Origin of the sequence: Citrobacter youngae (genome assembly GCF_003818115.1) — a bacterium.
Classification (GTDB): Bacteria; Pseudomonadota; Gammaproteobacteria; order Enterobacterales; family Enterobacteriaceae; genus Citrobacter; species Citrobacter youngae.
In genome coordinates this window covers 232,013-245,371 of the sequence record NZ_RPOI01000004.1, presented here as the reverse complement: position 1 = coordinate 245,371, position 13,359 = coordinate 232,013, and the positions used below count along the sequence as shown (strand labels likewise).

Here is a 13,359-nt window from a genome sequence, read left to right as displayed (position 1 = left end):
ATCCGGCCTACGCGGAAGACGATTCGTAGGCCGGATAAAACGCGTTTGCGTTGTCATCCGGCAATTAATGACCGCTGGAAAATGCGCGCAACAATTTTCGCGCCTTATCGTCTGAAACCTGCATTACCATCCACGGGCTGAAGGCCCACGGTGTAGCGTCAATCCCGCATAACACATCCTCAAGATTGCTCCACCGATAATCCATCACTTCCTCCGCATTCGGCTGCAGCGTGCTGATTAGCTGTGCGGCGTATACCGGACAAACTTCATTTTCCACAATTCCACTGGGATCTGCGGCACAATAGCGAAAACCAGCGTATACGGGCGTGAGTGCGCGAATGTCAGCTCCCAGCTCGAAGCGGGCGCGACGGATAATGGCGTCTTCAGTTGTTTCCCCTGATTGTGGATGACCGCACACCGAGTTTGTCCAGACACCCGGCCAGGCTTTTTTATGCAGCGACCGGCGGGTGACCAGTAGTTGACCCTGCCCGTTAAATATCCAGCATGAGAAAGCGGAGTGCAGGGGCGTTGTGGCGGTATGCGCCGCATACTTTTCCAGCGTTCCACAGGGTTGGCCCTGTTCGTTCAATAAAATGACATGTTCCTGTCGCATTGCGTCCACCCTCAATCTTAAGCGCCTACATTATATGCTTAATTAAGTCATATTGATTAACAGAGGGTGTGAAATGCCAGAGCCGACGCTTCGTTACGCGATATGATTTGGCATCCGGTTTCTGGCTGCTATGATAAAGCGTCTGAAAATGTTGCGAGGTATTGTTTTGAGTGCAGGACGCCTGAAGAAAAATGGCTTGGGTATCGTGATGCTGCTGTGTGCCGGTCTGCTGTTAGCGGGCTGTTCCGGGAGTAAGTCGTCTGATACAGGAAGTTATTCCGGCTCCGTGTATACCGTGAAGCGGGGAGATACGCTATACCGTATTTCGCGCGCCACCGGCACCAGCGTGAAAGAGATTGCCCGTCTGAATAACATTTCACCACCCTATACCATCGAAGTAGGGCAAAGGCTGAAGGTCAGCGGCGGCGCGAAAACCAGTTCAAGCTCTGGCAAAACAACCAAGAAATCCTCGACTAAAACGGCAACTGTCAGACCATCTTCATCCGTGCCGCAGTCATCCTGGCCGCCGGTGGGGCAACGCTGCTGGTTGTGGCCTGCCAGCGGTAAAGTGATCCTGCCTTATTCAACGGCGGATGGCGGCAACAAGGGTATTGATATCTCAGCTGCGCGCGGCACACCGGTTTATGCGGCGGGAGCAGGGAAGGTAGTTTATGTCGGCAACCAGCTGCGGGGCTATGGCAACCTCATCATGATTAAGCACAGTGAGGATTACATTACCGCTTATGCGCATAATGATACGCTACTGGTGAACAACGGGCAGAGCGTGAAGGCCGGGCAGAAAATTGCCACCATGGGTAGCACTGATGCGGCATCTGTACGCCTGCACTTCCAGATTCGCTATCGCGCAACGGCGATTGATCCGCTACGTTATTTACCGCCGCAGGGGAGTAAACCTAAGTGCTAACAGGCTATTTTATCAGCAGTTAGCATAGTTTGGGCTTGTCAGAGGGTGCGTAAGGTCTATAATGGCCCACGCACCTCTTCGCGGGCGTAGTTCAATGGTAGAACGAGAGCTTCCCAAGCTCTATACGAGGGTTCGATTCCCTTCGCCCGCTCCAAACTCAAGTCTACTGAAGTCTACCAAACTCAATTTTCTCTTGATAAATCAGCAGTTATAGCATTCTATTAGTCTATTGAACTCAATTGTACTCCCTCAGGGCGACTGAGTGATTTCACTATGGGATATGCGCTTTACGGGGTCGGCTTGCACTTTGGCTATTAAGGTATTTTTCCTCCATGGTGAATAAATAAAATACCGGCCATAGTGGCCGGTATTCAGCATTATTATCTATTTTTTAATAATGTCTCTGGTGAGTAGAGTAGAGGGGTTAATATTCCACACCGTTAACCCAAAGTATGCTCTTATTCTTCCAGATCACGTAAGGTCAACAATTTGTTTTTTTTCACCTGCTCGATATCTTTGGTTCCACCGAGCATCATATTGATGACTAATTCTTTGTTGAGTTGCTCGACAACAGAAGCAACACCCTGAGCCCCGCCAAGGTTTAGACCGTACAGGACAGGACGCCCAATAGCCACGATATCAGCGCCACTAGCGATAGCTTTAAATACATGTGAGCCACGACGTACACCACTATCAAAAATAATGGGTACGCGTTTATTTACCACTTTTGCGATAGAGGGCAATACATCAAATGAGGATGGCCCACTATCGAGTTGCCTTCCCCCGTGGTTAGAAACCCAGATAGCTGCAGCTCCGGCCTTAATAGCAATCTCTGCATCTTCCGGCGATTGAATTCCTTTCACAATGACCGGCAAACCGGAGATTTGGTGAACGTATTTAATATCTTCCGGTGTGAAGGCTTGTTTGGCTTGTGCGTAAATTTCGCTGATACCAGAACCTTTGCCTGTTTTTGAACCGTCATCACTCTGCTTCGCAAACATCTCAAGATTTGCAAAGCCGAGAGGGAACTGGAAATTATTTTTTATATCGTCTTCACGATATCCACCAACAGGTGAATCGACTGTCAGAATGATCGCTTTTGCACCATGCTTAACTGCTTCACTCAGTATAAATTCGTTAAACTTATTGTTTTTACTCATATAAAGCTGGAAGAAAAACGGATTTCCCTCTGATGCCCTGGAAACGTCTTCAATGGTTTTATTTCCGTAGGTGCTTAAAGAGAAAATTGAACCTACCTGGGCCATTCCTCGGGCTGTGGCAAGTTCACCGGCTTCGTGCGCCAGACCCTGGGCTGCCATTGGCGCCTGGATTATGGGGGTTTTTAGCGGAATGCCCAGCAAGCTGGTTGAAAGATTGATATTTTTTAATTCAATACCTTGCAATACTCGAGGAACGATAAATTTCTTATCAAAGCTCTCGGTATTGCTGCGCAGATTATTTTCATCTTCCGCGCCTCCACGAATATAACCAAATGCTCCCTTTTCCATTCTGGCTTTTACTTGATCTTCAAGAGCGTCAATGTTGACCATTTTAATGGGGTGCTCTTCGGTGCTGGCTTTATATGCTTCGGCTTGCGCCATACCCGATGAAATCATCATAGCCATAGAGGCTATGGCCAGAACTGTTTTATTCACTTTCACTCTTACTTCCTTGTTATTGGCGTATTGCTTCAGCCTGAATACTAATATCAACTGTTTTGCTCATTCCTATGTTGACGAGATAATCAACACCCCATAGGGTACGATCAATTTTTGCAGAGAAATCGCCACCGCAGACCTGAGCATTGAAAACCGGACTCATATAGCAGCCGAATTTGGTCGTCGTTAACGTGACAGGTTTAGTAACACCCTTCATCGTCAACATCCCTTCAATAGAGGCGGGTTTGCCCTCAGAGAAGTTCCATTTTGTTGATTTGAATACAATATTCGGATGTTTTTCTGCATCGAGTATATCGCTGCTACGGATATGTTTATCAAATGCTTCCAGACCGGTATTTAGAGACTTAACAGGAATGGTTACCTGCATTTCACCTTGCTGTTTCTCTGGAAGATATTTCACTTCTCCGCTGATGGAGTAAAAGCCACCATGGTTGGTTGATGTCTGAAAATGGTCGATATTAAATGTCGCATTCGTATGCGTACTATCCAATTTATATACTTCGGCATGTGCAATATTCACAAAACCTAATGCGCATATTGCGATCAATATGTTCTTGTTCATGGTGTAACCTCAGAGATAAAAAACAGATGCATTTATAATTCATGTGTTATAACCCGTCCAGATTGAAAAGTGGGAAGCAGTGTCCCATTTATAGAACGATAGGGAGATGCAGGGGGACTATTCTCTATTGAATAATCCCCCTGCATCACTTTGGAATTATAAGGATATATTGGATTTAATATTACCCGCTCAATCTCTGATAACACTTATAAAAATTAAGTTATCCTGCGATAACAGGTTATCCTTGCATGAGATATTCTCTATGTTCCAAAATTTTTTCCACCAGTAGATTCACTCCATTGTCGTTCGCGATATCTATCAGCGGCACTGAAAATCCGATACCGCGAATTTGGTTATTGTCAGAAAATTGTACTTTGGAATGGGTATCAGGATAGCCCTCATAGCTGTCCCACATCTCTTCTGGAGAGGAATACGGTGTGTCATTGTTTGCTGCTGAGAAGAGATAAATATTCAGATAACTTTGGGATTTGTCGGCGGGTGTTTTCAGTCGGGTTGCCAGTGGTTCTTCATCTTTTGGGTACTGTGATGTGCGCTGGTGATATTCTAATTCGCTGTCAGTAACCAATTTAAAATCAATCACATAATCGGTCATCAACATCGGTAAAGAAGGCTGCTTTTGTTTGCCAAAGACGAATGATACATCCATCATTGGCAGGTAGTCCCATTTCCAACTCTCCAGTGGATTCACGCCACGACGAGGAGGTTTATTGAAACTCCATGTATCCCAGAGGAGAAAAGAGGTTTCTATTTTCTGCGCAACCTCATTGATCATTGGCAGAATTTGCTGGTAATACGCCCCGCAGATGCGGTGAGCCTGACGAACCTGAGCAAAGGGATCATGTGTCATTATTGTTCCTTAATAAGTGATAAATCGCCGGAGAGGGGATTCTCTGTCAGAAATTGACTAAATCTGTGCCAGGGAAGCAGTGGTTCGCGGATGCCGTACAGAGCAAGGGCTTTCAGGCAATCAGCAACGATGCGCTTATCCTGAGGGGCATTCCATTCTGAATGCTGGAAAATTTCTCTGAGTCTACGCCATTCCAGTCCATGAAATTCAACCTGGGGAAACTCTGTCGCTAATTCGTGAAACCAGGTTTTTGCGGCGGCGGGCAAGTTGCCCAGAGCTAAAAAATGGACAACAGGTTTGGCGTCATCATCGTGTAAATAAGTATAAAGTTCTTTTCGCCATTGCTGTTGATATTGCATCCCTCCAGCAGGTGGTTTTACCTCGACAATCAGTGCCGCATGTTCGAAAGTGATGACCACATCCGGTTCAGAAAATTGTTCCAGACCAGATGTGTATGGCTGCATTTTTTCATCAATGGAATCGGGAAAAGCGAATTTTGGCCAGAAAGCGATAGCTTCATAAGCTCCCCAATCATCCCTGGATTTCCCGGTCAATGCAGAAAAGAAATGACTCATTGCAGCAGGTGATAAATAGTTAACCCGGCTCCAGATTGCAGCTGTGAGTAGATCTTCATAGGACTGAAAAACAGTTCGCCAGCTTTGTCGCATCCCTTCATTTAGCGTTATTCTTCCCGCTTTACCTTCCAGAATGGCATTTAACATCCCATATTCCTTAATGTGGCTTAGCTAATAAAATTAGTCGGTTAGCTTTATTTTCTAATCGTTTATACTGACATGTTCAAGTGTAACAATCATCTACCTTATCATTCCATCTTGCCAGTCCTGCACCACAGAAATCTATCTGATGAAACCCCTCTGGGTATCGTGTTGTTGTGCGCAAAAAGGCATTTTCGTAAAGGAAGATGGCGAGTAGCAGGTAGATAAAGCAGGCAAACGACTGAAATAAGTATTAAGGGGGGCTCCTCCGTTTTCCCTCAGAGCATCATGCCAGCGTCGGGCGGCAGTGTGCTGTTACCTTCACCCAGATTACGTTGTAGCAATACGGTATCGAGCCAGCGACCATGCTTGAAGCCAATATTCTTTAGCGTGCCGACCTCCATAAATCCGACCTGCTGGTGGACTTTCAGCGATCCCTGATTATTGCTGTCGCCGACGATGGCAATCATCTGTCGGTAGCCGTGTGTTTCTGCCCATGTAATGACATGGTGTAGTAGCGCTTTGCCCGCGCCCTGACGTTGTGCTGTCGGATCAATATAAATCGAGTCTTCGAGCGTATAACGGTAGGCATAGCGTTCACGGTAGCGAGTGAGATAACAGTAGCCGATGACTTTTTCGTCCTGCAGGGCCACAACCCACGGCAACCCCAGCTCGCGGATCTTAGTCAGGCGAACAAGCATTTCGTGAGAATCTGGCGGGTTAGTCTCAAAACTGGCCGTCCCGTGAAGAACATGATGTGCGTAGATAGTATGGATAGCGGGGATGTGCTTTTCTTCTGCGTTAACGATTTTCATTGACCAGTTCCCGTTGGCATCTTTTGCCAGATTACCTGAAAGAATGCGGAAAGGGTAAGCGTAAAAGCTTATGGCTCAATGGACATCATTCAATAGTATTAGGCTTGTATTTTGTAAGGGTAAAATTGATTGTCGTTGATATCGCCAATAATTTAACAAATAGATAAGTACAGTTTTACGGAATGATAAATACACTTGGGCGTAGTGGAATTAACAATTGCCTGTGGTAGTTCATTGAGGTATTCCACAATGCCATTTTTGGTAGGTGATAAACATACTGCTCATAAAGCCCTTTAATTTCATTTTGTTATATCTTTACCTAATTCTTTTTGCCTGGTGTTATGTTGCCGATTTAACCCTGAAACTTAGCCGTTTAAAATTAACTGATGTTATTTATAGTGTTATCAGTTACTGTTAATTATCAGGTTTTTCCTGTCAATTTTCAAAATGCTTATCAGGCAAACAGTTACCTGGTGTTTCTATATTTGCTGATAATAGTTATCATCGTTACGTGGTTTCGTCACGGAAACTTAATCTAAATCCAGTATTCGATCCCAAGAGTATTAGGATAATTTGGTTTAAAATACTTTTTTTGCCTAAGAGTTTTCTTATAACATAGCAAGACCCCACACTGAGTGATAAAATTCCTGAGCTTTCGCCAGCCTCTCAACGACGAGTGGACGAGTCATAGGGAGTCAATAAGACGAAAGAATTAAATGATTTTTAGCCATATTACGAAATAAGCGGCAGTGCACTTTACATGGTCGGCAACCGTCATGGAATGACTATAACTTATTGAAAACGCTTATTTTTACTATGATGTAAGATATAAGGGCAGATATGTTCAGTATGCGTCGACATGCCAACTTTATTAAACGCTTCAAGTCAGTAACCTGTTTATTTACGGCAAGCGTTTTTTTCCCAATGCAAGCCTCTGCAGCAGTATCAGATTACGATGCGTTGATTATTGAAGCGCGAGGTGGTAATAGCACACCGTTATTGCGCTACCTTGAGGAGCAGGGAAAGAAAAGTGCGTTAACGCCAAATCAGGTGGCTGACTGGCTGCAAGTATCCAGTTGGGTTGATAACAACGATAAAGCAACCATTGATATCTGGCAAAGGTATCGTGGACAGATGGAAGTGCCCGCACGCGGCAAAGTGGCCGCTGCACGTGCGTATCGCAATCAGAAGAGCTGGAATGAATCATTAGCGCTCTGGGAGAGCGTTGTACAGGAAGAGCCTGAGAACGCCGATGTGCGTACTGGCTGGATCATGACGCTGGCGGATGCACGTTACAATCAGCAGGCCCTGACTGAAGCGAATAAATGGGCACGCGCGCATCCGGGGGCTGACTCTGATGCACTGCTTGCCTATGTGTATCATTCACAGGGTAAAAACTGGGATGCGCTGTTAGTCGCCAGCCAGGCGGATGAAGTTGATCCGGGTAACAAAAATGCGAAATCCACGCTGTTGTCAGCGCTGTCAGCCAACCGTGTTGCTGAACCGGCGTTGGGACTGACGGAAGTGGTTCCGACATCTGACCCCGTTAAGCGGCGTCTGGCGCTTGATGCTGCAGCCGAAAAGGTGCGCGCTTCTTATACTTCTGCACGAAATGAAGATGAGCGTTTTATCGTGGCGGATAAAGCGCTTGCCCGCTATGACCAGTTGCTGGCAGCCTGGAAAGATGAACCCGCAGCTCAGGGGGATGTGCGTCGGGCGAGGATTGACCGCATGGGGGCCCTGCTGGTGCGTAAGCGCACTGCCGACGTGATTCAGGAGTACGAATCCCTTTCCGCGGACGGTGAAGTGCCCAACTATGCCAAACGTTGGGTGGCTTCGGCGTGGCTCAGCGAACGTCAGCCGGAAAAGACCGAAGCAATGCTGGCGAGCATCTATTATCCGAACGGACCTATCCCTGTGACGCCGCTCAGTCCTGAAGATCAACAGGATCTGTTCTATGCGCATATTGATAATGAAAACTTTGATGCCGCTAAAAAACAAGTTGATGACTTGATCAAAGAGAGCCCGTATCTGCGTCGTATCTACGGCTCGCCAACGCCACAGCCTAACGATAACTGGCTGCTCGGGCAGACGCTGCTGACGCAATATCATCTTGCTGCCAATGAACTGCCTGAGGCAGAAAAACTCTCAGAACATCTGGCACGAACGGGGTCCGGTAACCAGGGGTTGCGCATAACCTATGCTTCCGTTTTGGAAGCCCGTGGATTGCCACATGCGGCGGAAAAAGAGTTAAAGCTTGCGGAAGTGATCGAGCCCAGCAACCTGGAGCTGGAGCGTCAGCAGGCCTATGTGGCGCTGGATCTTCAGGAGTGGAAACAGGCCGATGAGCTGACCGATGATGTCATCGCCCGTAGCCCGGATGACGAAGCGACGCTGCGCCTGGCACGGATCCGTGATGTGCACAAAATGTCGGAAGTGCGTATCAGCGGTACGCAGGGGATCTCCTCCGATAGTCCGGTCAGCGGTAAGAATGACTTCAACATCAATACAGCGATTTACAGCCCGCCGATTAATGACAACTGGCGACTGTTTACCGGTTTCAACTTTGCCACCGGCGAGTTTGAAGAAGGAAAGGGCATCAGCCGCGATTTGGCGGCTGGTGCTGAATGGACTTCACGTGATTACTGGGCCGAAATGGAACTGTCTGGCCGTAATTATGGCGACGGGCAGAAAATGGGGGGCCGTCTTTCAGCCTGGCATGACTTCAATGATAACTGGCGTGTGGGTGGGTCAGCAGAGCGTCTTTCCCGCAATACGCCACTGCGTGCGCTGCGTAGCGGCGTATATGCAAACGGCGGCGACATGTATGTCCGCTGGTACCAAAACGAACGGCGAGAGTATCAATTGTCGTTTGCGGCCTCACATTTCTCGGATGGTAACGATCGTCTCGAATACGGACTTAGCGGAAAAGAGCGTATGTGGACGACACCGCGCTTCACGCTGGACTTTACCCCGGGTATCGGCGGTAGCACCAACACCAAAGAGAATGTGCCGTATTACAACCCCAAAAGTGATTTCTCCGTAGTTCCCGGCTTGACCGCGGAGCAGGTGCTTTACCGACACTATGACACCGTGTGGACACAGCAGGGAGTGGCTGGTGTGGGCGGCTACTGGCAACAAGGTGAAGACGCAGGGGCTATCGTCCAGTTGGGTTACGGCCAACGGCTTAAATGGAACAACGTCGTAGATGGCGGGGTGATGCTGGTGTGGGATAAACGCCCCTACGACGGTAAACGTGAGCGGAATATCTCCCTCGCTTTCGATTTGAATGTCAGGTTTTAAGGATTGTTCATGCTGAAAAGATGCCTATGGCTTAGCGCACTCATCGCTGGCTGGTTGATGATTACCGCGTGCAGCAGTGCGCACAATACGACGCCTCGCTACGTTCCTCCTGATGAGAGAACGCCGCTGACGGCCGATCACCCGTGGCCGAAAAATAGTTTTTTGGTTCTGGGTTATCACGATGTAGAGGATGATGCAGCCGATCAGCGCTACCTCTCTGTGCGTACCAGCGCGCTGAGCGATCAAATAGCCTGGCTCCGTGATAATGGCTATAACCCGATCAGCGTTCAGCAAATTCTGGATGCTCATGACGGTAAAATCGTGCTGCCGGAAAAAGCGGTTCTGCTCACCTTTGATGACGGGTATAGCAGTTTCTATACCCGCGTCTGGCCGCTGCTGAAAGCTTACAACTGGCCAGCCCTTTGGGCACCGGTTGGAAGCTGGGTGGATGCCCCTGCGGACAAAAAAGTCGATTTTGGTGGCCTGATGACGGCGCGCGACAAATTCGCCACCTGGAAGATGGTCGAGGAAATGGGCAAATCGCCGTTGGTGGAAATCGGCGCGCATACCTGGAACTCGCATTTCGGTGCTGAGGCGAACCCGCAGGGAAGTAAAGAACCTGCAGTGGCAAACCGTCTCTACGATAAGAAAACCGGCACTTACGAAACGGACGAGCAATACTATCGCCGTATTAATACCGATATCTCTTTGATCACCAATAAAATTAAAGCGGTAACGGGGAAATCGCCACGTGCGTGGGTATGGCCTTACGGTGCCGCCAGCGGTACGACCTTAAACCTGGCCAAAGAGCAAGGTTATAAGATGGCGTTTACGCTTAATGAAGGGCTGGCGAATGCGGCATTCCTTGATGATATCCCGCGTGTACTGATTTCTGATAACCCATCGCTCAAGCGTTTTGCCAGTCAGGTTGCTCAGGTGCGTGAACCGCAGACGATGCGCGTGATGCATGTCGATCTGGATTACGTCTATGACAAAGACCCCGCCCAGCAGAAGCGCAACATCGATAAGCTGATCCAGCGTGTCTACGACATGCGTATCTCTCATGTCTTCCTGCAGGCGTATGCCGACCCTAAAGGCGACGGGAACATTCGCGAGGTCTATTTCCCTAACCGCTGGCTGCCGATGCGCGCCGATCTGTTTAACTATATCTCCTGGCAGTTACAAACCCGTGCAGGGGTTACCGTGTACGCCTGGATGCCGGTGCTGGCTTTCGATCTGGATGCCTCAATTCCGCGTGTAACGGCATGGGATCCGAAAACCGGACGTACTGCGATCAACCGCGAGAACTATGTCCGTCTTTCACCCTGGAGCAGTGAAGCGCGTCAGCGCATTACCGAGATCTACGAAGACCTGGCGAAGCACGCCAGCTTCAAAGGCATCTTGTTCCATGACGATGCCTTCCTGACGGATTTTGAAGATGCGTCGCCGGAGGCGTTAGCCGCCTACCGTGCCGCAGGACTTCCGGGAAGCATCGAGCAAATCCGTAATAACCCTCAGGCGTTTGAGCGCTGGACTCGCCTGAAAAGTAAGATGCTGATCGACTTCACCAAACAGCTGACTCAGTCTGTGCGTAATATTCGCGGTCCACAGGTGCAAACTGCGCGCAATATTTACGCCATGCCGGTACTGGAGCCTGAAAGTGAAGCCTGGTTTGCGCAAAACCTGAATGATTTCCTGAATACCTATGACTGGACGGCACCCATGGCGATGCCATTTATGGAGCAGATCCCGGCCAATGATGCTAACGCCTGGCTTGATCGACTGGTGAATGCTGTCGCACAGACGCCCGGCGCGCTGGATAAAACCGTGTTTGAACTGCAGGCACGCGACTGGCGTAAATCCGGGGAACAGGCCGAAATCAGCGGTAAACAGCTCGCCGAATGGATGCGTCAGCTTAAGTTAAGCGGCGCAGGCAACTACGGCTATTACCCGGATGATTTCATCAGCGATAAACCTGAGATGTCAGAGATTCGTTCGACGTTCTCCTCATACTGGTACCCGCAAAAATGACCGATCGCATAATTGCTTTCCTGATACTTTGCCTGATGTTCAGCCTGCCGTTTGGCGTGGCTGTCGTCTTCACGGGTGAAGTGATGTTGAACTTTGTCTTCTTCTGGCCCTTGTTCATGTCTGCATTGTGGATAAGCGGCGGGGTCTATTTCTGGTTTTACCGTGAGCGTCACTGGAAATGGGGAGATGAAACGCCGCCGCCTACTTTGGAGGGAAATCCGCTGGTCTCGATTTTGATCCCGTGTTTTAACGAAGGGATCAACGCGCGCGAAACGATCGAGGCCGCACTGGCCCAGCGATATAAGAATATTGAAGTTATTGCCATCAATGATGGTTCGACGGATGACACGCACGATGTTCTGGAACAGCTGGCAACAGAGTACCCAAGCCTGCGAGTGATTCACTTAGCGGAAAACCAGGGGAAAGCCCTGGCTCTTAAGACCGGCGCAGCTGCAGCGCGCAGTGATTACCTGGTGTGCATCGATGGGGATGCGTTACTGGATCGTGATGCCGTCGCCTATATCGTGGCTCCGCTTATCCAGTTCCCGCGCGTTGGTGCGGTGACCGGTAACCCGCGTATTCGTACCCGCTCGACGTTAATTGGCCGCGTACAGGTCGGTGAGTTCTCGTCGATTATCGGCTTAATCAAGCGTACCCAGCGAGTCTACGGGCAGATATTTACTGTTTCAGGTGTCGTTGCCGCGTTTCGTCGCCGGGCGTTGGCTGAAGTTGGCTACTGGAGCCCGGACATGATCACCGAAGATATCGACATCAGCTGGAAGCTGCAATTACGCCACTGGTCGGTATTCTTTGAGCCGCGCGCGCTGTGCTGGATCCTGATGCCTGAAACATTGAAAGGACTGTGGAAACAGCGCCTGCGCTGGGCACAAGGTGGTGCGGAGGTGTTTATCGTTAACATGCGCCGCCTGTGGTCGTGGGAATTCCGCCGTATGTGGCCGCTGTTCCTTGAGTTCTGTTTCTCTACCGCGTGGGCATTTGCGTATGCGGTTAGTATCGTGCTGTTCCTGTTAGGGCTGCTATTCCCGATGCCAGACACGCTGTATGTTCAGCATCTGTTCCCGCCAGCCTTCACTGGACTTATCCTCGGCGTGGTCTGCCTGTTGCAGTTCGCGGTGAGCCTGATGATTGAACGGCGCTATGAAAAAGGGATTGGGGCCTCATTGTTCTGGATCATCTGGTTCCCGGTGGTGTACTGGATGCTGAGTCTGTTCACCACGCTGGTGGCGTTCCCCAAAGTGATGCTCAAACGCAAACGCGGCAGGGCACGCTGGGTCAGTCCTGATCGCGGTATCGGGAGGATTGAATCATGAACCAACCGCTGATTTTTACCGAACGGCGTCTGCTGCCGCGGGTGATCGACGTCGTGTTGACGCTTATTGCCTGGATTGGGTTCTTATACCTGATTTATAAAGGGTTGATCGTCGCACTGGCGCATTCACCGCATATAGGGGTTCGCCCCTTTTTCACGACCCTGGATACGGTGACGTTTTACATTCTTATTGCCCTGGTCAATGGTCTGGTGCTAATTGGTTGGGCTAAGTACAACCAGTTTCGTTTCCGGGTGGAACGCCGCAGTCGCAGACCGGGTCTGGAAGAGCATGAGCTGGCGGAAAGTTTACGCATTACCCGCGAGCTGGTGACCGAGCTGAACAAGGCGAGGGTGCTGACGGTTCACCATCATGAAAGTGGTGAGATCAGTCATATCGATGTGGACAGGGATATCGCCGATAACCGTCTGCCGCCACCGACGCCTGCGATGCTGGAGTATTTGCCACCAGAGCAGCAGCCGTCGTGGCAGAGACGGTCTGAGTGATATTTCTGCTTTC

At 49.4% G+C, this 13,359-nt stretch carries 11 protein-coding genes and 1 tRNA gene; 6 read left to right on the top strand and 6 right to left on the bottom strand.

The genetic code is table 11. The features are described 5' to 3' along the window. Positions 1-64: 64 nt before the first annotated feature. Entirely contained in the window at positions 65-613 is a 549-nt protein-coding gene (gene idi / locus EHN13_RS03460) for an isopentenyl-diphosphate Delta-isomerase (protein WP_124020888.1), read from the bottom strand. Positions 614-779: 166 nt separating this feature from the next. Here idi and actS point away from each other — a divergent pair, with 166 nt between their 5' ends. Further along, positions 780-1,538 carry an amidase activator ActS gene (gene actS / locus EHN13_RS03455; protein WP_048213497.1) on the top strand — a complete coding sequence of 253 codons (759 nt, stop codon included), beginning with the start codon at positions 780-782 and terminating at the stop codon, positions 1,536-1,538. 80 nt (positions 1,539-1,618) lie between these two features. Further along, positions 1,619-1,692, top strand: a tRNA-Gly gene (locus EHN13_RS03450). 304 nt (positions 1,693-1,996) lie between these two features. Here the strand turns inward: EHN13_RS03450 and EHN13_RS03445 are convergent. The 5 genes from EHN13_RS03445 to EHN13_RS03425 form a co-directional block, all read right to left on the bottom strand. Then, complete coding sequence (locus EHN13_RS03445) at positions 1,997-3,163, bottom strand: lactate oxidase (RefSeq protein WP_124020926.1); 1,167 nt, start codon at positions 3,161-3,163, stop codon at positions 1,997-1,999. Between the two features lie 49 nt (positions 3,164-3,212). Beyond that, positions 3,213-3,779, bottom strand: a complete 567-nt coding sequence (locus EHN13_RS03440; protein WP_061068516.1) for a YceI family protein — start codon at positions 3,777-3,779, stop codon at positions 3,213-3,215. Positions 3,780-4,017: 238 nt separating this feature from the next. Further along, on the bottom strand, positions 4,018-4,647 hold the full coding sequence (locus EHN13_RS03435; RefSeq protein WP_115601511.1) for a hypothetical protein: 630 nt from the start codon (positions 4,645-4,647) through the stop codon (positions 4,018-4,020). Further along, entirely contained in the window at positions 4,647-5,369 is a 723-nt protein-coding gene (locus tag EHN13_RS03430) for a hypothetical protein (RefSeq protein WP_048213138.1), read from the bottom strand. The genes EHN13_RS03435 and EHN13_RS03430 overlap by 1 nt, the downstream gene beginning before the upstream one ends. Positions 5,370-5,641: 272 nt before the next feature. Next, complete coding sequence (locus EHN13_RS03425; RefSeq protein WP_124020887.1) at positions 5,642-6,178, bottom strand: GNAT family N-acetyltransferase; 537 nt, start codon at positions 6,176-6,178, stop codon at positions 5,642-5,644. Between the two features lie 840 nt (positions 6,179-7,018). Here EHN13_RS03425 and pgaA point away from each other — a divergent pair. The 4 genes from pgaA to pgaD are packed head-to-tail and all read left to right on the top strand — an operon-like array spanning position 7,019 to position 13,346. Further along, complete coding sequence (gene pgaA / locus EHN13_RS03420; RefSeq protein WP_124020886.1) at positions 7,019-9,481, top strand: poly-beta-1,6 N-acetyl-D-glucosamine export porin PgaA; 2,463 nt, start codon at positions 7,019-7,021, stop codon at positions 9,479-9,481. Between the two features lie 9 nt (positions 9,482-9,490). Next, positions 9,491-11,512 (top strand): poly-beta-1,6-N-acetyl-D-glucosamine N-deacetylase PgaB, encoded by a 2,022-nt coding sequence (gene pgaB, locus EHN13_RS03415; protein WP_048213135.1) that lies wholly within the window; start codon positions 9,491-9,493, stop codon positions 11,510-11,512. Further along, positions 11,509-12,843 carry a poly-beta-1,6-N-acetyl-D-glucosamine synthase gene (gene pgaC / locus EHN13_RS03410; protein WP_040232145.1) on the top strand — a complete coding sequence of 445 codons (1,335 nt, stop codon included), beginning with the start codon at positions 11,509-11,511 and terminating at the stop codon, positions 12,841-12,843. The genes pgaB and pgaC overlap by 4 nt, the downstream gene beginning before the upstream one ends. Next, on the top strand, positions 12,840-13,346 hold the full coding sequence (pgaD, locus tag EHN13_RS03405; RefSeq protein ID WP_048213134.1) for a poly-beta-1,6-N-acetyl-D-glucosamine biosynthesis protein PgaD: 507 nt from the start codon (positions 12,840-12,842) through the stop codon (positions 13,344-13,346). Before pgaC ends, pgaD begins: the two co-directional genes overlap by 4 nt. Positions 13,347-13,359 lie beyond the last annotated feature (13 nt).